The organism is Variovorax sp. RKNM96 (assembly GCF_017161115.1).
Lineage (GTDB): Bacteria > Pseudomonadota > Gammaproteobacteria > Burkholderiales > Burkholderiaceae_C > Variovorax.
The window spans coordinates 2,404,161-2,427,742 of sequence record NZ_CP046508.1 but is presented as its reverse complement, the minus strand read 5'-3'; the positions used below and the strand labels follow the sequence as shown (position 1 = coordinate 2,427,742).

The following is a 23,582-nucleotide window of genomic DNA, read 5'->3' as shown; positions in this document are numbered from 1 at the left end:
ACAAAAACGCATGTCCATTCACGCCGCACTCCACCACGTCACCCACTACAAGTACGACCGCCTGGTGCAGTTGGGCCCGCAGGTCGTTCGCCTGCGTCCCGCGCCGCATTGCCGCAGCAACGTCATCTCGTATTCGCTGCGGGTCGAGCCCGCCGAGCACTTCGTCAACTGGATGCAGGACCCGTTCGCGAACTACCAGGCGCGGCTGGTGTTTCCCGAGAAGACGCGCGAATTCAAGGTCACCGTCGACCTCGTGGTCGAGATGGCGGTCTACAACCCCTTCGACTTCTTCCTCGAGCCTCAGGCCGAGAACTTTCCGTTCAAGTACACCGCCTCGCAAGCCGAGGAACTCGCCCCCTACCTCGTGGCCGACCCGGTCACGCCGCTGGTGGAGGCCTACCTCGACAAGATCGACCGCAAGGAACAGCGCACCATCGATTTCCTGGTGGGCCTGAACCAGCAGGTGCAGCAGGACGTCAACTACCTGATTCGCATGGAACCCGGCGTGCAGACGCCGGAAGAAACGCTCACCAACGGCAGCGGTTCATGCCGCGACTCGGGCTGGCTGCTGGTGCAACTGCTGCGCCACATGGGCCTGGCCGCGCGTTTCGTCTCGGGCTATCTGATCCAGCTCACGCCCGACGTGAAGGCGCTCGACGGCCCGAGCGGCACCACGGTCGACTTCACCGACCTGCACGCCTGGTGCGAGGTGTTCCTGCCGGGCGCAGGCTGGATCGGCCTCGATGCCACCTCGGGCCTCATGGCCGGCGAAGGCCACATCCCGCTCGCCTGCACACCCACGCCGTCGAGCGCGGCGCCCATCGAAGGCGGTGTCGATGAATCCGAGGTCGAGTTCGGCCACGAGATGAAGGTCACGCGCATCTATGAATCGCCGCGCGTCACCAAGCCCTACACCGAAGAGCAATGGGCCGAAGTGCTCACGCTCGGCGATGCCGTCGATGCGCGCCTGAAGGCCGGCGACGTGCGCCTCACGATGGGTGGCGAGCCCACCTACGTGGCCACCAGCGACCGCGACGCGCCCGAGTGGAACACCGACGCGCTCGGCCCCACGAAGCGCGGCTACGCCACCGAACTCGTCCACAAGCTGCGCGCCGAATACGGCAACGGCGGCTTCCTGCATTTCGGCCAGGGCAAGTGGTACCCGGGCGAGCAGCTGCCGCGCTGGGCCCTCTCGATCTTCTGGCGCGCCGACGGCCAGACGCTGTGGCACGACCCGGCGCTCTTCGCCGACGAGCGCTTCCCCACGCACTACACGAGCGAGGACGCGCGCCGCTTCACCACCACGCTGGCCGGCAACCTCGGGCTGACCGAGCGCTACATCCAGCCCGGCTACGAAGACACCTACTACTACCTCTGGCGCGAACGCCGCCTGCCGGTGAACGTGGACCCCTTCGAATCGAAGCTGGACGACGAACTCGAACGCGTGCGCCTGCGCCGCGTGTTCACGCAGAAGCTCGATGCGGTGATCGGCTACATGCTGCCCATCGAACCGGGCAATGCGAACGGCGATGCGCCCGCGCTCGCCGGCCCCGGCTGGAAGACCGGCCCCTGGTTCCTGCGCGACGACCGGCTCTATCTCATTCCGGGCGATTCGCCCATGGGCTACCGCCTGCCGCTCGACTCGCAGCCGTGGGCCAGCAAGGGCGACTACCCCTACCTGATCGAGCGCGACCCGACGGCGCCGCGCGGCGCGTTGCCGAGCGCGGCCGACTACCGTGCGCGCTACAGCACGGGTGCCCCCGGCGTCGCCGGTGCTGCCGGTGCCCCCGGTGCTGCCGGCGCCAGCCTCGGCGACGTGCCCTACACCTTCGGCACGCCGCCCGTGGTGCCCGCATCGCTGCGCATGCAAAGCCCCGGCGATGCGGCCAGCAGCGACGCAGCGGCGGCCGCGCGTGCCGACGACGCCAGCGCCACGCCCGCCACCCGCCAGCCCCTGCGCGGCGAATCGGCCCACTGGGTCACGCGCACCGCGCTGTGCGTCGAAGTGCGCGACCCGCGCCGCGCCAACGGCCCGTCGGCCGAGAAGAAGGGCAGCGCCTCGGGCGTGCTCTACGTCTTCATGCCGCCGCTCGCGCGCCTGGAGGACTACCTGGACCTCGTGGCCGCCGTCGAAGCCACCGCGCAGCAGCTTGGCATGCGCATCGTGATGGAAGGCTATCCGCCACCGCGCGATCCGCGCCTGAAGATGCTGGCCGTGACGCCCGACCCGGGCGTGATCGAAGTCAACATCCACCCGGCCCACAACTGGAAGGAACTGGTCGCGCACACCGAGTTCCTCTACAACGCCGCCTTCGAGACGCGCCTGTCGGCCGAGAAGTTCATGACCGACGGCCGCCACACCGGCACCGGCGGCGGCAACCACTTCGTGATGGGCGGCGCCACGCCGGCGGACAGCCCGTTCCTGCGCCGGCCCGAGCTGCTCGCGAGCCTGCTGCTCTACTGGCACAACCATCCGTCGCTGAGCTACCTGTTCTCGGGCATGTTCATCGGCCCGACCAGCCAGGCGCCGCGCGTGGACGAGGCGCGCAACGACCAGGTCTACGAGCTCGAAATTGCCCTCAAGGAAATCGCGAAGAACCGCGAGATCTACGGCCAGAACATGCCCGCGTGGCTGGTCGACCGCACGCTGCGCAACATCCTGATCGACGTGTCGGGCAACACGCACCGCAGCGAGTTCTGCATCGACAAGCTGTATTCGCCCGACTCGAGCACCGGCCGCCTGGGCCTGCTGGAGCTGCGCGCGTTTGAAATGCCACCGCATGCGCGCATGAGCATTGCGCAGCAGTTGTTGATTCGCGCGCTGGTCGCCCGCTTCTGGGACGAGCCCTACAAGGCGCCCGTCACCCGCTGGGGCACCGAGCTGCACGACCGCTTCCTGCTGCCGACCTTCGTGAAGATGGACTTCGACGACGTCATCAGCGAGATGCGCCAGGCCGGCTTCGCCTTCGATCCCGACTGGTTCGCGCCGCACTTCGAGTTCCGCTTCCCCCTCGTGGGGCAGATGCAGGCGATGGGCGTGGAGCTGTCGCTGCGCAACGCGCTGGAGCCGTGGCATGTGATGGGCGAGGAAGGCTCGGCGGGCGGCACGGTGCGTTATGTCGATTCGTCGCTCGAACGCATCGAGGTCCGTGTGACGGGCCTCAACGAGAGCCGCCATGTCGTCACCGTCAACGGCAAGGTGCTGCCGCTGCAGCCCACGGGCGTGACCGGCGAATTCGTCGCGGGCGTGCGCTACAAGGCGTGGAACCCGCCTTCGGCGTTGCACCCGAGCATTGGCGCCCATGCGCCGCTGACCTTCGACCTGGTGGACACCTGGATGAAGCGCTCGCTGGGCGGCTGCCAGTACTTCGTGGCCCACCCGGGCGGACGCAACTACGACAGCTTCCCGGTCAACGCCTACGAGGCCGAGAGCCGCCGCCATTCGCGCTTCACGCGCATGGGCCACACGCCCGGCCTGATGCGCACGCCGCCGGCCACCATCGAGCTGCCGGGCAGCCGCGAATTCCCGTTCACCCTCGATCTGCGGCGATAAGGGGCCATTTAGCACATCGCCCGAACGGCCCGCCGTGACGGTGATGTGACAATCCCCCACCTGTGGAACCTTTGAACGAATCCCTGTTCGACGCCCAGGCCCTGGAGTTTCCAGCGGCCCTGGCGTCGGCGCTCGCACCGGCCGCACTGCCCGGCCACTTCGATGAGTTGCGTGGCGAGGCCAGGCCGGCGGCGCCTGTTCGACCCGGGCCGCCGGGTACGGCCCCGGCCGCAAGTGCCCCGCTGCTGTACGACGCGGCAGCAGAACGCCCGGCAGCCACGCAATCGCAATCCCAATCTTCCGCATCGCAGTCCCAGAGCCAATCGCAATCGCAGTCGCAGCAGCCGGCTGCTCCCGGCGACACCCCACCGCTCACCCCCGCCTGGAACGCCTTCTTCGAACAGCTCGGCCCGGGCGGCTTCAACGACCTGCCGCGCCGCGCGGTCAGCCTCGAGCGCCAGATCCGCGACAACGGCGTCACCTACAACGTCTACGCCGACGCCACCAACGGTCCGCAGCGGCCCTGGTCGCTCGACCTGTTCCCGCTGATCGTCTCGCCCGAGAGCTGGAGCCAGATCGAGGCCGGCGTGCTGCAGCGCGTGCGCGTGCTCGACCGGGTGATGGCCGATGTCTACGGCCCGCAGCAATTGCTGAGCGAAGGACTCATTCCGCCGGCGCTGGTGCGCGGCCATCCGGGCTACCTGCGCGCGCTGCACGGCGTGAAACCGCCGGGCGACACCTGGCTGCACATCGCGGCCTTCGACCTCGCGCGCGGCCCCGACGGCAACTGGTGGGTGGTGTCGCAGCGCACCCAGGCACCTTCGGGCCTGGGCTACCTGCTGGAGAACCGGCTGGCGATCACGCGGCAGTTTCCACAGGCCTTCGAGGCCCTGCATGTTCAGCGCCTGGCCGCCACCTACAGCGCCATGATGGACGGCCTGCAGCGCATGTGCCCGGCCGGCGTGCCGCCTCATATCGCACTGCTCACGCCCGGCCCGTACAACGAAACCTACTTCGAGCACGCGTACCTGGCGCGCTACCTGGGCGTGACGCTGGTCGAGGGCAGCGACCTCACGGTGCGCGACCAGCGGCTCTACCTCAAGACGCTGCAGGGCCTCCGCCCGGTGCACGGCCTCATCAAGCGCCTGGACGACCAGTTCCTCGACCCGCTGGAGCTGCGGCCCGATTCCACGCTCGGCGTGCCCGGCCTTTTGCAGGCGATCCGCGCGGGCAACGTGCTGGTGGCCAACATGCCGGGTTCGGCGTTCCTCGAATCGCCCGCGCTGCTCGGCTTCCTGCCGGGCCTTGCGCGCCGGCTGATCGGCGAGAAGCTCAAGCTGCCGGCATTGCCCACCTGGTGGTGCGGCGAGCGCGCCGCGCTCGAGGCGGTGCTGCCGCAACTGGGCGACTGCTTCATCAAGCCCACCTACCCCGGCATCGACGGCCGCGTGAGTTTCGATGCGGTGCTCGGCAGCCAGCTGGGGCGTCGCGAACTCGACGAGTGGGCCGGTCGCATCGTGCGCGAGGGCGACGCCCACACGGTGCAGAGCTACCTGCCGCTGTCGCAGATCCCCACCTGGGCCAGCGACCTCGGCCCCGGCCACATCGCGCCGCGTGCGGCCCTGTTGCGCGTGTTCGCGGTGAGCGACGGCGCGCAGTCGTGGCGCGTGCTGCCCGGCGGCCTCGCGCGGCTTGCGGGCGCCGATGCGCAGATCGCCTCGATGCAGCGCGGCGGCAGCAGTGCCGACGTGTGGGTGCAGACGCACGGCGAGGTCGATCGCACCACGCTGCTGCAGCCACACGCCACGCCGGCCTCGCTCGCGCGGCACCGCGCGCCGGTCACCAGCCGCGCCGCGGAGAACATGTTCTGGCTCGGCCGCTACACCGAGCGCGCCGAGAACGCGGTGCGCCTGGCGCGCCTCACGCTCAACCTGCTGGGCGGCGAAGACCAGTCGTCGCGACCGCTGCTCGAATGGCTGCACCGCATGGCCGTGCGCAATGCGCTGGTGCCGGCCGAGGCGCCAAGCGCGCCGCAGTCGCGCCGGGTGTTCGAGCGTGCCCTGGTGGCCGAGCTCGGCGACGTCGACGGGGGCGGCAGCGTCGGCTACAGCCTCCGCTGCATCCGGCAGGCGGCGGCCGCGGTGCGCGAGCGGCTCTCGCAGGACAACTGGAACCAGATCGTGCGTGCCGAAGCCGACTTCCTTCGCCGCGCCGCCGAGCAGGCCGGAGAAGGCAGCTTTGCCGCCAGCGCCGCGTTGCGCGCACTCGAATCCGCCAGCACCGCGCTGGCCGCCATGACCGGCGCGCAGACCGACCGCATGACGCGCGACGACGCCTGGCGCCTGCTGTCCATCGGCCGCCACATCGAGCGGCTGGGCTTCCTGTCGAATGCGCTCGAAGTCGGCTTCGACAACGGCGCGGTGCACGAGGTCAGCGGCTTCGAGGCGATGGTGGCGCTGTTCGACAGCACCATCACCTTCCACGCGCGCTACCAGCAGCGGCGCGACGTCGCCACGCTGGTCGACCTGCTGGTGCTCGATGCGGAGAACCCGCGCTCGCTGGCCTGGGTCACGCAGACCCTGCGCGGACGCATCGCCCGGCTCGCGGGCAGCGCGCCGGGCAAGCTCACCGCGCTGTCCTACGAGCTGCCGGATCCGGCCAGCTGGACGCTCGAGCACCTGTGCGCCGCCGGACCGGATGCGGACTATCCCGCGCTGGTCCACTTGCTCGCCAACTGCGAAACCGCGGCCTACCATGTGTCGGACGCCATCGGCACGCGCTACTTCACGCTCACATCCGAATCGCTGCGCTCCGTCGGCGCGTGATCGATTCCACAACGATATTTCGAAGGAGGCATTTCCATGTCAGGCATCGCCATCAACCGCCGCTTCACGCTGACCGCTGCTGCACTTCTTGTCGGCCTTGCGCTCGTCGGTTGCGGCAAGCAGGAAGCCGCCGCGCCCGCGGCCGCTTCGGCACCACCGCCGCCCGCCGCAGCGCGCGTGCTGGTCGTGGGCACCGACGCGGCCTACGCGCCCTTCGAATCGCAGAATGAAAAGGGCGAGGTCGTGGGCTTCGACATCGACGTGGTGAAGGCCGTCGCGCAGAAGGCCGGCATCGAGGTGAAGTTCGTCAACACGCCGTGGGAAGGCATCTTCAATTCGCTCGACCAGGGCGACCGCGACCTCTTGGTGTCGTCCATCACCATCACCGACGAGCGCCGCCAGACCATGGACTTCTCGCAGCCCTACTTCGAGGCCAGGCAGCTCATCGCGGTGAAGAGCGATTCGCCCGTCGCGAAGTTCGACGACATCAAGACGCTGAAGGTCGGCGTGCAGAACGGCACCACCGGCGACGAGGTGGTGGGCAAGCTGCTGGGCAAGTCGAACACCGCCATCAAGCGCTTCGAGTCGACCCCGCTCGCGCTCAAGGAACTCGAGGCCGGCGGCGTGCAGGCCGTGGTGGCCGACAACGGCGTGGTGGCGCACTACCTGGCCAACAACGCCGGCGGCGGCTTCAAGACGGTGAGCGATACGAACTTTCCGTCCGAGCAGTACGGCATCGCGGTGAAGAAGGGCAATGCCGAGCTCCTGGCGAAGATCGACAAGGGCCTTGCGGACATCAAGGCCGACGGCACCTACGCGAAGATCTACGCGTCGCATTTCGGCGCCGCGTCGAAGTAAATCACCGGCTTCGCCATGCTGCTGCACGTCACCCACGAAACCCGCTACGAGTACGCGCCGCCGGTCGAGACGGCGCAGCACCTGGCCCACCTGAAGCCGCTGGCCACCGGTTCGCAGCGGCTCGTGAGCCACCTGCTCACGATCGATCCGCCGCCGGCGCAGCGCGGCGAGCTGCCCGATGTCTACGGCAACACCCGCGCCTTCTTCGCGCTCGAAGCCACGCACGACCGGCTGGTGGTCACGGCCGAGAGCGTTGTCGACACCTCGGTGCCGGTGCTCTCGGACGCCATCGCCCGCGAGCTGCCCTGGGAGACCGTGCGCGAGCGCTTCCGCTTCCGCAAGGACGCCACTTTCGATGCGGCCTCCGAGTTCGTCTTTCCCTCGCCCTACGTGCCGCGCCACGACGACTTTGCGGCCTACGCGCGCGCGAGCTTCGTGCCCGGGCGCCCCACCTTCGACGTGGCGATGGACCTCACCGAGCGCATGTACCGCGACTTCGACTACGACGCCGACAGCACCGAGATCAACACCCCCGCGGTCGAGGCGCTGGCCCAGCGCAAGGGCGTGTGCCAGGACTTCGCGCACATCATGATCGCGTGCTTCCGCACCCTGGGCCTGCCCGCGCGCTACGTGAGCGGCTACCTGCTCACGCAACCGCCGCCCGGCCAGCCGCGCCTCGTGGGCGCCGATGCCTCGCACGCGTGGGTGTCGGTGTACCTGCCCGGCGAGAGCGAAGACGGCGCCGGGGCCGGCGGCTGGGCCGATTTCGACCCCACCAATGGCCGCCAGCCGGGCGAGGACTACGTCACGCTGGCCATCGGCCGCGACTACTCCGATGTCTCGCCGATGCGCGGCGTACTCCATGGCGGCGCAAGGCACACGCTGAGCGTCGGGGTGACCGTGCAGCCGGTGGGGGAAGTGATCGAGCTGGCGCCGCAAAGCCGGACACAATCGACATCCCAAGACAAGGAGCTTCCATGAGCGTTTACGACAAACTTTCCAGCCTCGGCATCACCCTGCCCCCGGTCTCGGCCCCCGCCGCCGCCTACGTGCCTTTCGTGCAGACCGGCAACCTCGTGTTCCTGTCGGGCCACATCGCCAAGAAGGACGGCAAGGTCTGGGCCGGCCAGCTCGGCGTGAACATCACCACCGAGGAAGGCAAGCAGGCCGCACGCGCCATCGCCATCGACCTCCTGGGCACGCTGCACGCGGCCGTGGGCGACCTGAACAAGGTCAAGCGCATCGTCAAAGTGATGAGCCTCGTGAACTCGGTCGGCACCTTCACCGAACAGCACCTCGTGACCAACGGCGCGAGCGAATTCTTCGCCGAAGTGTTCGGCCCCGAAAAGGGCGCGCACGCGCGCAGCGCCTTCGGCGTGGCGCAAGTGCCGATGGGCGCCTGCGTCGAGATCGAGCTGATCGCCGAAGTCGGCTGATCCGGCAGAAGAAAAAGTGCCCCGCCGGTCGGGGCTTTTTTTTGAAGCCTTCAAAGCCATGAACATCGTCCCGCGCACCGTCGCCTCGGCTGCGCTCCTGTTCGCCGCCCTGCACTCGGGCGGCGCGTCCGCGCAATCGCTCAGCTGCGGAGGTTTTCTCGCAGGCGTCGGCGAATCGAAGTTCTCCGTTCTCAACAAATGCGGCGAACCGGTCCTGAAGGACATCGTCTGCGTCCCCAGGCCCCAGGTCGAAGTGATCGTCACGCCGGGCGCACGCGGCGGCGGGACGCGGCAGATCATCAGCCAGCAATGCATCCCGATGGAAGACTGGACCTACCACCGCGGCCAGGGCAACTTCCTCGGGATCGTGCGGTTCTACAACGGCGCGGTCGAGTCGGTGCGCGACGGGGACCGGGTGCAGTGAACCCGGGCCTGCGCACCCTGCGCAAGCGCTCGCGCTGATCGGCGATGTCCACCGACAAAAGCTGAGCCGGGTCAGTCCTTCCAGTCCGCCGCATGGATCGCCGAGACGATCGTGTGCGCCGCCTGCACCAGCAGCGGCCCCACCTCCTCGCGCAGCGCCTTGCCATGCAGCCAGCTCGACGCGCCGCCGACCGACAGGCCGAGCAAGGTCCGCCCATCACCGAGCGACACCGGCACGGCAGCCGCTGAAATGGACGGGTCCCATTCGCCCTCGGTCGTGACGAAGCCGCAGCTGTCGTACTGCGCCTGCACCTCCGCGAGCCGCGCCTTCACGGCGGGCCATGCATCCCCCTCGGCCAGCGCCATGCGCTGCATGAGCATCGCGCGCTCGTCCGGCGACATGCCGCACAGCACCGCGCGGCCCATCGACGTGCGCGCGATCGGCAGGCGCGCGCCCACGTCCAGGCCCAGGATCAGCCGCGCCGTGCTGCGGCTGTGCGCCACGTAGATCATCTCCAGGCCGTGCCGCGCACCCAGCGACACGGCCGCCTGGCAGGTGTCGGCCAAGGCCTGCATGGTCGGGCGCGCGATGCGGGCGATGTCGAAGTTGCCGAGCATCGAGAAGCCCAGGCCGAGCACGGCCGGGCTCAGGGCGTATTCGCCCACGTCCTCGCGGTGCTTCAGGTAGCCCATGGCCGTCAGCGTGAAGGTCAGCCGCGACACCGTGGCCGGCGGCAATGCGATGCGCCGGACGATCTCGCGGTGGCTCAGCCAACGGTCCTGCGGCTTGAACACGCGCAGCAGTTCGATGCCGCGCGCCAACGCGGCGATGAAGCGCGGGTCCTTGGTCGCGTCGTCGGCATCGGCCGAACTCGCGGCGTTTCGTTTTCTGCCCAAGGTTGTCTCCTTATTCCGTTCTACGGAATATATACCGCTGCTGGTAATTTTCCATCGACGCTGCGCCTCAGGGTTCTACCGAACGGGAGAATCCCTTAGTGGTGTTTACATCGAAAGCACGCGCTCCTAGACTTTATTGGGACTGCATTTCATATTCCGCATATCGGAATATATGAAGGAACAGTCCTTGAGTCGACGCATCGAGAAACGCTTTCAAGGACGAACCTTTCATGACCCTCGGGCCCATCCCTTCCACGCCCTTCACGCCTTCCGCCACGTCGCGGCGAACGCTACTCGCCGCCGCGGCCGGTGCCGCCGCGCTGGCGGCACTGCGCCCGGCACGCGCGCAAGCCTTTCCGACCCGGCCGATCACCTTGATCTGCCCCTGGCCCGCCGGCGGCTCGACCGACCGCCACATGCGCGCGCTCGCCGAACTGGCCGGCAAGCACCTCGGGCAACCGGTGATCGTCGACAACAAGCCGGGCGGCGGCGGCACCACCGGCCCCGGCACCATGGCGCTCACCGCCAAGCCCGACGGCTACACGATCTCGCAGTACCCGATGGGCATGCTGCGCGTGCCGCACATGCAGAAGGTGCAGTGGGATCCGCTGAAGGACTTCACCTTCCTGCTCGGCGTGTCGGGCTACACCTTCGGCCTGACGGTGCGGGCCGACTCGCCCTTCAAGAGCTTCAACGAGTACATCGAGGCGGCCCGCAAGGACCCCGGCAAGATCGACTACGGCTCGACCGGCGTGGGCACCTCGCCGCACCTGCTGATGGAAGAGCTGGCCATCAACGCCAAGGTCTCGCTGAACCACATTCCCTTCAAGGGCAACGCCGACCTGCAGCAGGCGCTGCTGGGCGGCCACGTGATGGCGCAGAGCGACGCCAGCGGCTGGGACAAGTACGTCGACGGCGGCCAGATGCGCCTCTTGGTCACCTTCGGCGAGAAGCGCACCAAGCGCTGGCCCACCGTTCCCACCGCGCAGGAACTGGGCTACGGCGTGGTGTCGACCTCGCCCTACGGCCTGGCCGGACCCAAGGGCATGGACCCGGTCGTCGCGAAGGCCCTGGCCGACGCCTTTCGCAAGGCGATGGACGACCCCAAGCACATCGAGCTGCTGGACCAGCTGAACCAGGACGCCTGGTACCGCAGCGGCGACGACTACGCGAAATGGGCGCGCGACACCTATGCCAAGGACAAGCAGCTGATCGAGCGGCTGGGCCTCGCGGCGAAGTGAGATCGTTTTTTTGAACAACAACACCGGAGACAAGAAGATGAGAAAGACAGAGACAAGGATCAAGCAGCAATCGCTGCGCGCGTCGGGGCTGCTGCTCGGGGCGTTGGCGCTGGCCAGCTGCGGCGGCAGCGGCGGTGGTGGCGGCGGCTGGGCCGGTTGGCCCGGCGGAAACGGCGGCAATGGCCCCGGCGGCGACACCCCCGGCAACAAGCCGGCAGTGACGGTGCAAAGCCTCTCCTCCCCCGAGAAGATGACCAGCGGCGACGACACGCTGATCCAGCTGACATCCAGCGACGGCAACGCCGTTGCCGGCGTGAAGGTGGTGCTCAACGACAAGGACGTGACCGACCAGTTCAAGAAGGCGCCCAACGGCAATGCATCGCTCGGCCTGCTGACCGGCCTCGCGCAAGGCGAGAACACGATCGAGGTGCGCGATGCGAGCGACGCCTCGAAGCTGCGCGGGAGCCTGAAGCTGACGGCCTACCCGGTGCAGGGCCCGATCCTCTATGCGCCGCAGGAAGGCAGCTTCCACTGCCAGACCGACACCTTCAACATCTATCCCGGCGGCCCCACGCTGACGGCGGGCCCGAACACCGACGCGAACTGCGCCGCGCCCACCCGCATCGACTGGGTCTACCACGACGCCACGAAGAACGGCACGGCCGTCTGGCAGAAGTACGACCCGGCCAACCCGCCGGCCACGGTCGAGAAGACGACGCTGCTCGACGGCAAGAGCGTGCCCTACATCGTGCGGCTCGAAACCGGCGTGATCAACCGCGGCATCTACCAGATCGCCGTGCTGGGCGATCCGGCCAACAACCCGAACCCCACCGCGACGAATCCGCCGAGCGGCTTCAACGGCCGGCTGGTCTACCCCTTCGGCCAGAGCTGCGGCGGCGGCTGGTATGTGCAGGGTCGCTCGCTGGGCCCTGTGGGCGGCTCCACCAATTCGGCGAACGGTGCGGCGGGCGACTTCAATGCGCTCAACGACCTGCCGCTGAGCAAAGGCTTCGCGGTCGCGAACTCCACGCTCAACTACTTCGGGCAGAACTGCAACCACATCATCTCGGCCGAAACCATGATGATGGTCAAGGAGCGCTTCATCAAGGCCAACGGCCCGGTGCTCTACACGATGGGCTGGGGCAGCTCCGGCTCGGCGATGCAGCAGAGCATGATCGCCGACACCTACCCGGGCCTGCTCGACGGCATCGTGATGCTCAACGGTTTCCCGGACAACGCGGGCCCGCAGAGCATGGAGGGACGGCTGTTCTACAACTACCAGCTCAACCACACGAAGAACGGCACCACGCAGAACGGCACCTACGTGCCGGTGCCCAACAGCCCCTATGACCCGACCTACGACAACGCCACCGCGGCCAAGCGCGCGGCCGATGCGACGCTGCTGAACTGGAGCAACGCGGAGATCGCCGCGGCCTCGGGCTATTCGACCTATCACAGCATGCGCCAACAGGCGAGCTTCTGGGCGGCGCGGACCGACTCAGTGCTGCGCCCCGCCAACCAGGGCGACCGCGACAACGTGATGGCCGGCAGCGGCAACAGCTCGGTCTTCAACGCGATCATCGGCGCGAGCGAGAAGTACAGCCCGGCCAACGTGGTCGTGAGCGCACCGATGGGCGTGCTGCCGGCACCGCCGGTCAGCCTGCTGGCGGCCAACCCCACGGGCCTGCGCCCGAACGTCGCGGACCACAACCGCAACGTGCTCGGCATCGATCCGGCCACCGGCTTCGCGCGCTCGTTCTCGGGCAATGCCGGCGTGCAGTTCGGCCTGAACGCGCTGAACACCGGGCAGATCACGATGGCGCAGTTCATTCATCTGAACGAGAAGATCGGCGGCCAGGACCCCGACGGCAACCTGGGCACCGCGCGCATGCAGCCCGACCCCATCGCGCTCAAGGCGGCCTACCAGACCGGCATGATCGCGTACGGCGGCGCGGGCCTGGCGACCACCGCGATCCTCGACCTGGACGGCCTGAACAACGAGTTCACCGGCGCGGGCGACATGCACCTGAAGTTCTTCCACTACATCCTGCGCGCCCGCATCGCAGCGGCGACCGGGAAGTTCGACAACCACATCATGTGGAACGGCATGGCCAACGTCGCCGCGTTCAACCCGGACCCGAACGCCAACCACGCAACGCCCATCCAGGCGCCGCGGCCGGCCAAGACCGGGCGCACCGTCGGCGCGATGCAGAAGGCCTTCTTTGCGATGGACCAGTGGCTCACCACGCTGGCCAACGACAAGTCGGCCGAGCCGCTCGCCGTGAAGGTCGTCAAGACCAAGCCCGCGACCCTGGTCGACGGCTGCTTCGGCGCGACCACACCCGGCGCGGCGGACGACTTCATTGCCGAGCCGCAGGTCTTCGGTGGCTTCAACTCGGTGTTCCTCAACGGCAACGGCGGCAAGTCGCCGGCCGGCACCGTGGGCACCGGCTCGGCGCCGTCGCGCTGCAACGCGATGTACCCCGCCTCGTCGTTCCCGCGCTTCGAGGCCGGTGAACCGCTGCAGTCGCGCACGATGCAATGCCAGTTCCGGCCGGTCGATGCCGCCGACTATGCCGGCTACGCCGCGCGCAATCCGGGCTGGACCGGCGGCGCGCGCGATGCGGACCTCGCCAAGCTGCGGACGGTGTTTGCGAGCGGCGTGTGCGACTACACCAAGCCGGGCCTGGAAGAGCAACCGCTGGCGGGCACCTGGATCCAGATCACCGGCGTCAACCAGATGAAGGTCGGGCATCCACTGAGTCATTGAGAAACTCGCCCTGCCGCTGCGCGTCTGCTCGCCGGACGCGGGCGGCAGCGCCGCGAGGCGGTTCTCCGAACCGGGCCAGCTAGGCCGAGCTGCCGAAGCTCTCCTCCAGAAACTCGATCAGCGCCTGCACGCGCGCTGTCCGCCCCTTGCGGGTCGGCACCAGCAAGACGACCGGCGCGCTGTCGAACGCCCAGTCCTTCAGCACCCGCACCAGCGAGCCTCGCGCGATCGCATCGGCCGCGTCCCATTCGGAACGCAGCACCAGCCCCATGCCCTGCTCGGCCCAGTGCCGGGCCACGCTGCCGTCGTTGGTGACGAAGGCCGGCGCGATGCGCAGCGTCTCGCGCGCACCCGCTCGCCGAAGCGCCTTCGGCTTCGCGGCACGGCGCACATGCCAGAGCGTCACGTCTTCGTCGTTCTCGCGGATGACGATGCAGTCGTGCGCCATCACGTCGCGCGGAACGCGGGGCGTGCCGCGCGCGCGCAGGTACTCGGGGCTCGCGCACAGCCAGCGCGCGTTGGCGCTCAACGTGCGCGCAACCCATGACGAATCGCGCACCGTGCCGATGTGGATGATCGCGTCGGCATCGTGCCGATCGGGCCACGGCGTCTCGCGCAGGTCGAACTGGATGCGCAGGCCCGGATGCAGGCGGGCGAAGCGCGCGAGCATCGGCGCCACGTACTGCCGGCCGTAGCCGAAGGGCGCGGCGATGCGCAAGGTGCCGGTGAGCCGGCGGTCGTCGCGCTGCATCGATTCGCGCAGGCCCTCGATCTGTCCGAGCAGTGCCGCAGACTCGCGTGCGAAGCGCTCGCCCTCGGCTGTCAGGCTCAGGCGCCGCGCGGTGCGGGTGGCGAGCGAGAGGCCGAGCGTGGTCTCCAGCTTGCGCAGCCGCATCGACAGCGCGGGCGGCGTGACGTCGAGCGAGCGTGCCGCGGCGCTCAGGGACGGTTCGCGCAGCAGAGCGGCCGCCAGTTGCATGTCCTCGATCTGGATCATTAATCTGTGCTTAACGATTGATGAGTTCGCATTGAAGCACAACGACGGCTTTGAAACGTACAGTCCGTGACCATGCAAGCCCCTGTTTCTCCAGCCAGCGCCTACCCGCGCGCCGTGCTCTTCGACCTGCTCACCGCCCTGCTCGACTCCTGGACCGTGTGGAATGCCGCCGCAGGTTCCGAGGAAAAGGGCCGCGCATGGCGCGCCGAATACCTCCGGCTCACCTACGGCTGCGGCGCCTATGTGCCCTACGAGCAACTGGTGAAAGACGCCGCCCGCAACACCGGCATGGCCGACACCGCACCCGACGCGCTCGAAGCCCACTGGGACGCGCTGCCCGCATGGGACGGCGCACGCGAGCTGCTGCAGGCGCTCAAACCGCACTGCAGGCTCGCGGTGGTCACCAACTGCTCGCAGCGGCTCGGCCATCGTGCGGCGGCATTGCTCGGCATCGACTGGGACGTGGTCGTCACCTCGGAAGAAGCCGGCTTCTACAAGCCCGACCCACGCCCCTACCGCATGGCACTCGACCGGCTGGGCGTGCAGGCCAGCGACGCCGCCTTCGTCGCCGGCTCGGGCTATGACATGTTCGGCACCTCGGCCGTGGGCCTGCGCACCTTTTGGCACAACCGCGTGGGGCTTGCCTTGCCGAATGGCGCGCCGCCGCCCGAGCAACAAGCCCCGACGCTCGCACCCGCCTTGCCCTGGCTCCAATCCTTCGCATCGATTTCCTGAACGGACGCCCCATGAACGCCCTCACCCTCGCCACCATCGACACGCCCGCCGCCATCGTCGAGCGGCCGCGCATGCAGCACAACATCGCGCGGATGCAGGCGCGCATGAACGCGCTCGGCGTGCGCTTCCGGCCGCATGTGAAGACCAGCAAGTGCATCGACGTGGCGCGTGCACAGCGCGATGCGGGCGCGCAGGGCATCACCGTTTCCACGCTGAAGGAAGCCGAGCAGTTCTTCGCCGCGGGCTTCACCGACATCCTCTACGCCGTGGGCATGGCGGCGCACCGGCTGCCGCATGCGCTCGAACTGCGCCGCCGCGGCTGCGCGCTGTCGATCATCACGGACGGCGTGGCCTCGGCGCGCGCCATTGCCGAGTTCGGCCGCGCGAACGGCGAGGCTTTTGATGTGTTGATCGAAGTCGACACCGACGGCCACCGCTCCGGCATCCGCCCGGACGACGATGTGCTGCTGGCAGTTGCCCATGTGCTGCACGACGGCGGCATGCACCTCGCCGGTGTGATGACGCACGCCGGCTCCAGCTACGACCTCGACACGCCGGAAGCCCTCAAGGCCATGGCCGAGCAGGAACGCAGCGGCTGCGTGCGCGCCGCGCAGCGAATTCGCGATGCCGGCCTGTCCTGCGCCGTCGTCAGCGTGGGTTCCACGCCCACGGCGCTGATGGCCGAGCAGCTAGACGGCGTGACCGAAGTGCGCGCAGGCGTCTACGTGTTCTTCGATCTCGTGATGCGCAACGTCGGCGTGTGCGACACGGACGAAATCGCGCTGAGCGTGCTCACCACCGTGATCGGCCACCAGGTCGAGAAGGGCTGGGCCATCGTCGATGCGGGCTGGATGGCGATGAGCCGCGACCGCGGCACGCAGAAGCAGAAGCGCGACTTCGGCTACGGGCAGGTCTGCGGCCTGGACGGCGCGGTGCTCGACGGCTACGTACTCGGCGGCGCGAACCAGGAGCACGGCATCCTCTCGCGCGAAGGCACGCCCGATACGGACATCGCCACGCGCTTCCCGATCGGCACGCGCCTGCGCATCCTGCCCAACCACGCGTGCGCGACTGGCGCGCAATTTCCCCAATACCAGGCGCTGGGCGAAGACGGCGTGTTGCAGCCGTGGGGCCGCTTCCACGGCTGGTGATCAGTTCTTCTTCGGCGCGTCCTTCGCCATGCCATCGGCGTGGCGGTGGACCAGCTTCCAGTCGTCGCCCTCGCGCCGGAAGACCTCGGTGACGCGCAGGTCCATCGGCACCGGTTCGCGCTTGCCCTCCATGTTCACCTGGGCGTGCTGGATACCGACCCAATAGGCCACGCCGTCGCCTGCGCCCATCTGGAGGATCTCGAAGCTGCTTTCGCTGCCCTTGCCGAAAGAGGCTGCGTCGAGCGTGTAGCGCGTGGCCACCTCCTCGGTGCCGTGCACATGCCCGCCGCCGGGTCCGAAGAAAGTGGCGTCGGAGGTGCGCGCGAGCAACGCGCTCAGGGGCGCGGCATCGCCGCACACATAGGCTTGCGCGGCCTGCTCGCGCTGCTTCATGAATCGCTCGAAGTGAGCGAGGTCCTTGCCGTCTGTCATGGGTGTCCTTTTCAACAGGGGGATGACCTGTTGTGCGGCACCCACCGGCCGCGGTGTGCATGCCGATGACCGATTGCGATGCAGGACACCTCCGACCCCGCAGGGCGTTCAGGCCTTCGCGCGCGTCCCCGTGAGCGTCGGCAATTCCGTGGCGCTCGAGTTGACGTTCACGCTGCGATCGAAGCGCATGTAAGGCCCTGAGAACCGGCACTCCACTGTGTCGCGGAACGCCGACTCCACGAAGGTCCAGGTCATGACGAAGGTGCGCGCGTCGCGCCACTCGCCGCTGGCGACCACGCGCATCACGTCGGGCTGGTACTCGTGGTGCAGCTTGTTGCCGGTGATGGTGGTGTCGCCCTCGAAGGGTTTCTTCAACCCCGCCTGCACCTTGTGCGTGCCGCGGTCGTCTTCCATCGTGAAGGTGCAGGTGTCACCCGTGAAGTCGAGGCGCATCGACTTCACCTTCTCCGCGTTCTCGGGAAAGTCGAAACGCACGCCCGAGACATTCGCAGCGACAGGTGAACTCGTAGCCTTCACCGGCGGCAGCAGTTGCAACGTGCGGGTGCGGTTCCTCAGCGTCGCGTAGTCCCTTTCGCTGGCCGGCAGCGTGTTGCCGAACGCCGCGGGAAAGTGCTTGTAGAGGATGCCCGCGTTGAAGCCCGCCTTCGGCGGCAGCGCCGAGTTGAGCGCGAGCACCGCGTTCTGCTCGGGAAACACCACCGAATACTGGCCGAACAATCCATCGGCGTTGTAGGCGCCGTGCTGGCCGAGCCACCACTGGTAGCCATAGCGGTCCTTCGTGTGCGGCTGGTGCACCGATGCCACCCATTCCTTCGTCAGGATCTGCTTGCCGTTCCACACGCCGTTCTGCGCATGCAGGATGCCGAGCTTGAGCGAATCGACCGTCTTCCAGCTCAGGCCGTTGGCGCCGGGCGAGATGCCTTCGGGCCCCACATCCCACTCGTAGCCGGTGATGCCCAGCGGATCGAAGAAGCGGGGCTTCAGGTAATCGGCCGTCGACTGCCCCGTGGTCTTGGTGACGATGGCCGACAGCATGTAGGTGGCCGCGCTCGTGTAGACGAACTTGCTGCCCGGCGTGTAGACCACCGGGATCTTGAAGAACTCCGCGATCCAGCTCGTGCGGATCGGCCGCCACACCGAGCCCGACACCATCGACTCGTGGCCGGTGCGCATCGTGAGCAGGTCGCGCACCGTCATCGCCGCGAGGTTGGCGCTCACGGTGGGCGGCAGGTGCTCGGGGAAGAAGGAGACGACCTTGTCGTCAAGGCCGAACTTGCCGTCGGCAATCGCCATGCCGACGGCGCACACGGTCACGCTCTTGGTCAGCGAGTGCGTCATGTGCCGGCGCTCGGGCTTGTAGGGGTCCCACCAGCCTTCGGCCACCACATGGCCGTTGCGCCAGAGCATGAAGCTGTGCAGCTCGAAGGCGCCGCGCTCGGCATCATCGAGGAAGGCGAGGATCGCGGCGGGCGAGATGCCCTGCGCCTCGGGCCGGCTGCGCGGCAGGCCATCGGCGAAGACCGGTGCGGCCGCGCCGGTGGCGGCCCATCCGATGCCGGGCAGCGAGGCCATGGCGGTGCCGCCGATGGAAAGGCGCAGCAGGCCGCGGCGTGAGATGGCAGGTGTTGTCTCTTGCATGTTGTTGGCTTCCTTGTCTTGCGGGATGGACAGGTCGCACCAGTTTGGTTCCGTGAACTGTCAATCGCCTGTCGGCTGCGGCAGGGAAAACCCGGTCGATGGATCGCCATGCGCGCCGGCCCGGGCCGCGGAATCGATGATCTCGGTCCACGACTTGCCGGCTGCCCGAAGCTGATCCACCGAGGGCCCGAGGACGTTGCCGTACTGCCGCATCGTCCGGGCCTCGATGAGCGCCAGCAGATCGGGCGGCGTCAGGTCGCGGTAGGCCTCCTTGAGGCGATTGCGCTCGGCCACCACCCAGCGGGCGACCTGCTCTTCGTCCGTACCCGCGGCGAGCATTTGCGATGCCGACCGGGCGAGCGCGTTCACTGCAGCTTCGTAGCGGGAACGCACACCGGACGCAGTCATGGAGCCTTCTGCCTAGGCTGTCTGGTTCGGTTCCGGATCTTTCCGCCCCGGCACGGCCACGCCGCGGATCTTCAGGAAGTATTCGTCCTGCACGTCCTCGTCGACGACCGGCCGCGTGTGCGTTGCATAGAGCGCGTCCCGCCCATCCTTGCGTGGCCCTGAAATCCAGTAGTGCTCGCCCGTCTCGACATCGAAGTAGTTCGACTTGAATCCATCGCCCTTCAAACTCTGGAAGGCCTTGTCTCCGTAATACAGCGTTGCGCCGGTCTTGGAGAACTTCACGCGTCCGATGCGGGCTGGCCCCGTCAAGCCGCCTGCCTTCGACTCGATGTACATGATGCGGCTCTTCATGGGGTGCCCTGCGCGTTGGAATCCCGCCATCGTACAGTTCAGGCTCCCGCGGCCGAACACAACAACCAAGGAAGACAAGCCATGGAATTCGACTACGTGATCGTGGGCGGAGGCTCCGGCGGCGCCACGCTGGCCTCCCGCCTCAGCGAAGACCCGGCCGTGACGGTCTGCCTGATCGAAGCCGGGGGCGACGGTCGCGGCATCCTGGTCCGTGCGCCGGCCGCCACAGTGGCGATGCTGCCCGGCCGACCGCGCATCAACAACTACGCCTACCAGACCGTGCCCCAGCCCGGCCTGAACGGCCGTCGCGGGTACCAGCCGCGCGGGCGCTGCCTCGGCGGCTCGAGCGCGATCAACGCCATGCTCTACGTGCGCGGCCATCGCGACGACTACGACGACTGGGCGCACGCGGGCTGTACGGGCTGGTCGTTCGACGAGGTGCTGCCGTACTTCAAGCGCGCCGAAGGCAACGAGCGCGGCGAGAGCGCGCTGCACGGCGCAGACGGCCCGTTGCAGGTCTCCGAGCAGCAGAGCCCGCGCCCGATCACCGAGGACTTCGTGCGGGCGGCTGCGGAGTGCGGCATTCCGCGCAACGACGATTTCAACGGCGCCGAGCAGGAAGGTGCGGGCCTCTACCAGGTCACGCAGTTCCACGGCGGCGCGAAGAACGGCGAGCGCTGTTCGGCCGCCGCGGCCTACCTGCACGCGGTGATGAATACGCGCCCCAACCTCACGGTGCTGACCGGCACGCAAGCCCTGCGCGTGGTGCTCGACGGCAAGCGCGCCACCGGCGTGGAGGTGCTGCGCGGCGGCACCACCGAGATCATCCGCGCGCATCGTGAAGTGGCGCTGTGCGGCGGCGCCTTCAACTCGCCGCAGTTGCTGATGCTCTCGGGCATCGGCGACCCCGCCGAGCTGGGCCGCCACGGCATCGCCGTGCGGCATGCGCTGCCGGGCGTCGGCCAGAACCTGCAGGACCACACCGACTTCATCCTCGCCTACACCTCGAAGGACACCGACCTCTTCGGCATCGGCGTGAAAGCCGGGCTGAAGCTGACGAAGGCGATCTTCGAGTGGCGCAAGAGCGGCAAGGGCCTCGTCGCGACGCCCTTTGCCGAAGGCGGCGCCTTCATCAAGTCGTCGCCCGAGTTGCGCCGGCCCGACCTGCAATTGCACTTCGTGATCGCGATCACCGACGACCATGCGCGCAAGCTGCATGCGGGGTTCGGCTTCTCATGCCATGTGTGCGTGCTGCGCCCCAAGGGCCGGGGCGACGTGCGGCTGAACGATGCGAACCCGCTCTCGCCGCCGCGCATCGACCCGCGGTTTCTCTCCGAGGCCGAAGACATGGCGCTGCTGCTGCAGGGCGTGAAGAAGATGCGCGAGATCCTGCGCGCACCGGCACTGGAGAAGTACCGGCACCGCGAGGTCTACACGGCCGACGCCCACACCGACGAAGAGCTCATGCAGCACATCCGTGCGCGCGCCGACACCATCTACCACCCGGCGGGCACCTGCAAGATGGGCGTGGATGCGATGGCGGTGGTCGATCCGAAACTGCGCGTGCACGGCATCGAGAACCTGCGCGTGGTCGATGCCTCGGTGATGCCGACGTTGATCGGCGGCAACACCAATGCGCCGACGATCATGATTGCCGAGCGTGCGAGCGACTGGATGCGCGGGCCAATCACTTTCGACCGCGCGGTGCAGGATGCTAGAGCGCCTGCGACGAGCCTCGCACCATCAGTTCACCTGGAAGAAGAAGCTGGCGCGGCGCAGAGTCCAGCCCACGCAGCCGCTCGATCAAGCATGTAGCGGCCGTGCGGCCGATGGCGTCCGTCGGCTGCGCCACGGTGCTCAGGCCAGGACCGATCAACGAGGCCCATTCGGGATCGTCGAAGCCGACGAAGCCCAGGTCGTCGCCGAACTGCAGGCCCAGGCGCGCCATCGCCTGCGCCACGCGCAGCGTGACCACGGCATTGCCCGCGACCACGGCGGCGCGGCGGCCGCGCTTGGCGCGCTTGCGCAAGGCGGTCAGTGCCGCATCGAGCGCATCGCTCTCGCCTTCGACCGATTCGAACACCTCGCCCGCCACGCGCGGCTCGTGCGCAGCCACGCAGGCACCGAAGGCGGCCGTGCGTTCGCGCCGCGAACTCACGCCCTTCTGCGGCTCGGTGACGTAGAGCAGTTCGCGATACCCGCCTTCGAGCAGATGCCCGCAAGTCGCCTGCATCGCCGCATGGTTGTCGAGCGAAACGAAGTCGGTGTGCATGCCCGTGTGCCGGCGGTCGACCAGCACCGCGGGCTTGCCGTGCAGCGTGACCGCATCGACCACGTTGCTGCCACGGCCCAGCGTGTTGAGGATGAAGCCGTCGACCTGGTAGCCCGCGAGCGCATCGATGGCCTCGCGCTCGCGGTCGCTCTCGTTGCCGAGGTTGAAGAGCATCACGAGGTAGCCGGCGTCCTGGCAGGCCTTCTCGGCGCCGCGCAGCACCGCCACCGAATACGGGTTGGTGATGTCGGCCACGATCAGGCCGATGAGCCGCGAACGGCCGTGGCTCAGCGCCTGCGCCATCGGGCTCGGCGAATAGGCCAGCTTGGCGATGGCGACCTCGACGCGCGCGGCGATGTCGGGGCTCAATAGCCGCTCGCGGTGGTTGAGGAAGCGCGAGACGGTGGCTTTGGAAACGCCGGCCGCTTCGGCGACGTCGGCGATGGTGGCGCGGCCCGTGGGCTTCATGGTCTTGCTCCTTCCCCCTCTGGGGGAAGGTTGGGATGGGGGCAGGCAGAGCGCTCGATGGATACGCCGCTTGCCCCCACCCCGGCCCTCCCCCAAAAGGGGAGGGAGAAAAGCGGGATCGCAGTCATGCGGCGGTCGTGTCGTAGGGCGCGGTCGGCTTCTCGCCGGCCAGCACCTGCAGCAGGTTGGTCGTCGCCAGCTCGGCCATCGCGTGCCGCGTCTCGTGCGTGGCCGAGCCGATGTGCGGCAGCGGCGTCACGCGCGGGTGCGTGCGCAGCGGTGAATCGGCGGGCAGCGGCTCCTTGGCGAACACGTCGAGGCCGGCGGCGCGCAGCGTGCCGTGGTCGAGCGCCTGCAGCAGCGCTTCTTCGTTCACGGTGGCGCCACGGCCGCCGTTGATGAACGATGCGCCCGGCTTCATGCGTGCGAAGAAAGCGGCGTCGATCATGCCGCGCGTGGCATCGGTCAGCGGCAGCATCGCGAGCACGATGTCGGCGCGCGCGAGCAGGTCATCGAGCGGCGTGTGCGTGGCACGGCCTTGCAGCTCGGGCGCCTGCGCGGCCAGGTCGACAGGGCGGCGTGCGTGATAAAGCACCGGCATGCCAAAGCCCAGCGCCGCGCGCCGCGCCACGGCCTGACCGATGCGGCCGAAACCGAGGATGCCCAGCGTCTTGCCGTGCACGTCGGCGCCGAAGAGTTCTTCGCCGATGTTCTTCGTCCAGCGGCCTTCGCGCACGAGGTTCGAGAGCTCGACCACACGGCGCTGCGTGGCCATGAGGATCGCGAACACCGTGTCGGCCACCGTCTCGGTGAGCACGTCGGGCGTGTGGCACAGCACGATGCCGCGCTTGTGCAGTTCGGCGAGCGGGTAGTTGTCGACGCCGACCGACACGCTCGAAATCACCTCGAGTTGCGGTGCCGCATCGAGCTGCGCGGCATCTACCGTGTGGCTCGAACCGATCAAGCCGTTGGTGGTGGCGAGCGCGGCAGCGAAGGCCTCGGGCTCCTTGCGCGGATCGGCCACGGTGACGTGATGCGCAGCCTGCAGGCGCGCCAATTGGTCTTCGGGCAAAGGCCGGAAAACGAGCACATTCTTTTTCGCCATG

General features: G+C 68.3%; 19 protein-coding genes. 11 read left to right on the top strand and 8 right to left on the bottom strand.

The features are described 5' to 3' along the window. Window positions 1-10: 10 nt before the first annotated feature. The 6 genes from GNX71_RS11185 (at window position 11) to GNX71_RS11160 (ending at window position 9,096) form a co-directional block, all read left to right on the top strand. A complete protein-coding gene (locus GNX71_RS11185) occupies window positions 11-3,553 on the top strand; it encodes a transglutaminase family protein (protein WP_206178371.1) in 3,543 nt (1,180 codons plus the stop codon). Between the two features lie 62 nt (window positions 3,554-3,615). Further along, window positions 3,616-6,378: a circularly permuted type 2 ATP-grasp protein gene (locus GNX71_RS11180; protein WP_206178370.1), complete on the top strand. Its 2,763-nt coding sequence runs from the start codon at window positions 3,616-3,618 to the stop codon at window positions 6,376-6,378. 36 nt (window positions 6,379-6,414) lie between these two features. Next, the gene (locus GNX71_RS11175) at window positions 6,415-7,236 is read left to right on the top strand and encodes a basic amino acid ABC transporter substrate-binding protein (protein WP_206178369.1); all 822 of its coding nucleotides are present in this window, start codon (window positions 6,415-6,417) and stop codon (window positions 7,234-7,236) included. Between the two features lie 15 nt (window positions 7,237-7,251). Further along, the gene (locus GNX71_RS11170) at window positions 7,252-8,217 is read left to right on the top strand and encodes a transglutaminase family protein (RefSeq protein WP_206178368.1); all 966 of its coding nucleotides are present in this window, start codon (window positions 7,252-7,254) and stop codon (window positions 8,215-8,217) included. Then, a complete protein-coding gene (locus tag GNX71_RS11165) occupies window positions 8,214-8,672 on the top strand; it encodes a RidA family protein (protein WP_042580499.1) in 459 nt (152 codons plus the stop codon). Before GNX71_RS11170 ends, GNX71_RS11165 begins: the two co-directional genes overlap by 4 nt. A 58-nt stretch (window positions 8,673-8,730) precedes the next feature. Next, entirely contained in the window at window positions 8,731-9,096 is a 366-nt protein-coding gene (locus tag GNX71_RS11160; protein ID WP_241027226.1) for a DUF2845 domain-containing protein, read from the top strand. A gap of 71 nt (window positions 9,097-9,167) precedes the next feature. Here the strand turns inward: GNX71_RS11160 and GNX71_RS11155 are convergent, their stop codons facing one another. Beyond that, window positions 9,168-9,992, bottom strand: coding sequence for an IclR family transcriptional regulator (locus GNX71_RS11155; RefSeq protein ID WP_206178366.1), 825 nt, complete (start codon window positions 9,990-9,992; stop codon window positions 9,168-9,170). 230 nt (window positions 9,993-10,222) lie between these two features. Here GNX71_RS11155 and GNX71_RS11150 point away from each other — a divergent pair, with 230 nt between their 5' ends. Together GNX71_RS11150 and GNX71_RS11145 are read left to right on the top strand one after the other, a co-directional pair. Further along, window positions 10,223-11,233 carry a tripartite tricarboxylate transporter substrate binding protein gene (locus tag GNX71_RS11150; protein ID WP_206178365.1) on the top strand — a complete coding sequence of 337 codons (1,011 nt, stop codon included), beginning with the start codon at window positions 10,223-10,225 and terminating at the stop codon, window positions 11,231-11,233. Window positions 11,234-11,270: 37 nt separating this feature from the next. After that, a complete protein-coding gene (locus GNX71_RS11145; protein WP_206178364.1) occupies window positions 11,271-14,003 on the top strand; it encodes a DUF6351 family protein in 2,733 nt (910 codons plus the stop codon). A gap of 79 nt (window positions 14,004-14,082) precedes the next feature. Here GNX71_RS11145 and GNX71_RS11140 read toward each other — a convergent pair whose 3' ends face one another. Beyond that, window positions 14,083-15,000 (bottom strand): LysR family transcriptional regulator, encoded by a 918-nt coding sequence (locus tag GNX71_RS11140; RefSeq protein ID WP_206178363.1) that lies wholly within the window; start codon window positions 14,998-15,000, stop codon window positions 14,083-14,085. Between the two features lie 72 nt (window positions 15,001-15,072). On the opposite strand from GNX71_RS11140, the gene GNX71_RS11135 reads away from it, so the two are divergent. Together GNX71_RS11135 and GNX71_RS11130 are read left to right on the top strand one after the other, a co-directional pair. Then, entirely contained in the window at window positions 15,073-15,735 is a 663-nt protein-coding gene (locus tag GNX71_RS11135) for an HAD-IA family hydrolase (protein ID WP_206178362.1), read from the top strand. A gap of 11 nt (window positions 15,736-15,746) precedes the next feature. Further along, window positions 15,747-16,886, top strand: coding sequence for a DSD1 family PLP-dependent enzyme (locus tag GNX71_RS11130; protein WP_206178361.1), 1,140 nt, complete (start codon window positions 15,747-15,749; stop codon window positions 16,884-16,886). Here the strand turns inward: GNX71_RS11130 and GNX71_RS11125 are convergent, their stop codons facing one another. The 4 genes from GNX71_RS11125 to GNX71_RS11110 all read right to left on the bottom strand — a co-directional run bounded on the left by GNX71_RS11125 (window position 16,887) and on the right by GNX71_RS11110 (window position 19,736). Then, a complete protein-coding gene (locus GNX71_RS11125) occupies window positions 16,887-17,318 on the bottom strand; it encodes a nuclear transport factor 2 family protein (protein WP_206178360.1) in 432 nt (143 codons plus the stop codon). 108 nt (window positions 17,319-17,426) lie between these two features. After that, complete coding sequence (locus GNX71_RS11120; RefSeq protein ID WP_206178359.1) at window positions 17,427-18,977, bottom strand: serine hydrolase; 1,551 nt, start codon at window positions 18,975-18,977, stop codon at window positions 17,427-17,429. A gap of 60 nt (window positions 18,978-19,037) precedes the next feature. Then, window positions 19,038-19,346: a hemagglutinin gene (locus GNX71_RS11115; RefSeq protein WP_241027225.1), complete on the bottom strand. Its 309-nt coding sequence runs from the start codon at window positions 19,344-19,346 to the stop codon at window positions 19,038-19,040. A gap of 51 nt (window positions 19,347-19,397) precedes the next feature. Next, window positions 19,398-19,736 carry a 1-deoxy-D-xylulose-5-phosphate synthase gene (locus tag GNX71_RS11110; RefSeq protein WP_206178357.1) on the bottom strand — a complete coding sequence of 113 codons (339 nt, stop codon included), beginning with the start codon at window positions 19,734-19,736 and terminating at the stop codon, window positions 19,398-19,400. An 81-nt stretch (window positions 19,737-19,817) separates the two neighbouring features. On the opposite strand from GNX71_RS11110, the gene GNX71_RS11105 reads away from it, so the two are divergent. After that, window positions 19,818-21,551, top strand: coding sequence for a GMC family oxidoreductase N-terminal domain-containing protein (locus tag GNX71_RS11105; RefSeq protein WP_206178356.1), 1,734 nt, complete (start codon window positions 19,818-19,820; stop codon window positions 21,549-21,551). Here the strand turns inward: GNX71_RS11105 and GNX71_RS11100 are convergent. Both GNX71_RS11100 and GNX71_RS11095 read right to left on the bottom strand, forming a co-directional pair. Beyond that, window positions 21,451-22,476 (bottom strand): LacI family DNA-binding transcriptional regulator, encoded by a 1,026-nt coding sequence (locus tag GNX71_RS11100; RefSeq protein ID WP_206178355.1) that lies wholly within the window; start codon window positions 22,474-22,476, stop codon window positions 21,451-21,453. The two genes, GNX71_RS11105 and GNX71_RS11100, sit on opposite strands and share 101 nt — an antisense overlap. A gap of 124 nt (window positions 22,477-22,600) precedes the next feature. Further along, complete coding sequence (locus tag GNX71_RS11095) at window positions 22,601-23,581, bottom strand: D-glycerate dehydrogenase (RefSeq protein ID WP_206178354.1); 981 nt, start codon at window positions 23,579-23,581, stop codon at window positions 22,601-22,603. Window position 23,582: the final 1 nt, after the last annotated feature.

Excerpts from the sequence above, each read along its gene's own strand:
- GNX71_RS11185 (WP_206178371.1), top strand. The coding sequence starts at position 11 with ATGTCCATTCACGCCGCACTCCACCACGTCACCCACTACAAGTACGAC.
- GNX71_RS11175 (WP_206178369.1), top strand. The coding sequence starts at position 6,415 with ATGTCAGGCATCGCCATCAACCGCCGCTTCACGCTGACCGCTGCTGCA.
- GNX71_RS11170 (WP_206178368.1), top strand. The coding sequence starts at position 7,252 with ATGCTGCTGCACGTCACCCACGAAACCCGCTACGAGTACGCGCCGCCG.
- GNX71_RS11165 (WP_042580499.1), top strand. The coding sequence starts at position 8,214 with ATGAGCGTTTACGACAAACTTTCCAGCCTCGGCATCACCCTGCCCCCG.
- GNX71_RS11160 (WP_241027226.1), top strand. The coding sequence starts at position 8,731 with ATGAACATCGTCCCGCGCACCGTCGCCTCGGCTGCGCTCCTGTTCGCC.
- GNX71_RS11150 (WP_206178365.1), top strand. The coding sequence starts at position 10,223 with ATGACCCTCGGGCCCATCCCTTCCACGCCCTTCACGCCTTCCGCCACG.
- GNX71_RS11145 (WP_206178364.1), top strand. The coding sequence starts at position 11,271 with ATGAGAAAGACAGAGACAAGGATCAAGCAGCAATCGCTGCGCGCGTCG.
- GNX71_RS11140 (WP_206178363.1), bottom strand. The coding sequence starts at position 15,000 with ATGATCCAGATCGAGGACATGCAACTGGCGGCCGCTCTGCTGCGCGAA.
- GNX71_RS11135 (WP_206178362.1), top strand. The coding sequence starts at position 15,073 with ATGCAAGCCCCTGTTTCTCCAGCCAGCGCCTACCCGCGCGCCGTGCTC.
- GNX71_RS11130 (WP_206178361.1), top strand. The coding sequence starts at position 15,747 with ATGAACGCCCTCACCCTCGCCACCATCGACACGCCCGCCGCCATCGTC.
- GNX71_RS11125 (WP_206178360.1), bottom strand. The coding sequence starts at position 17,318 with ATGACAGACGGCAAGGACCTCGCTCACTTCGAGCGATTCATGAAGCAG.
- GNX71_RS11120 (WP_206178359.1), bottom strand. The coding sequence starts at position 18,977 with ATGCAAGAGACAACACCTGCCATCTCACGCCGCGGCCTGCTGCGCCTT.
- GNX71_RS11110 (WP_206178357.1), bottom strand. The coding sequence starts at position 19,736 with ATGAAGAGCCGCATCATGTACATCGAGTCGAAGGCAGGCGGCTTGACG.
- GNX71_RS11105 (WP_206178356.1), top strand. The coding sequence starts at position 19,818 with ATGGAATTCGACTACGTGATCGTGGGCGGAGGCTCCGGCGGCGCCACG.
- GNX71_RS11100 (WP_206178355.1), bottom strand. The coding sequence starts at position 22,476 with ATGAAGCCCACGGGCCGCGCCACCATCGCCGACGTCGCCGAAGCGGCC.
- GNX71_RS11095 (WP_206178354.1), bottom strand. The coding sequence starts at position 23,581 with ATGGCGAAAAAGAATGTGCTCGTTTTCCGGCCTTTGCCCGAAGACCAA.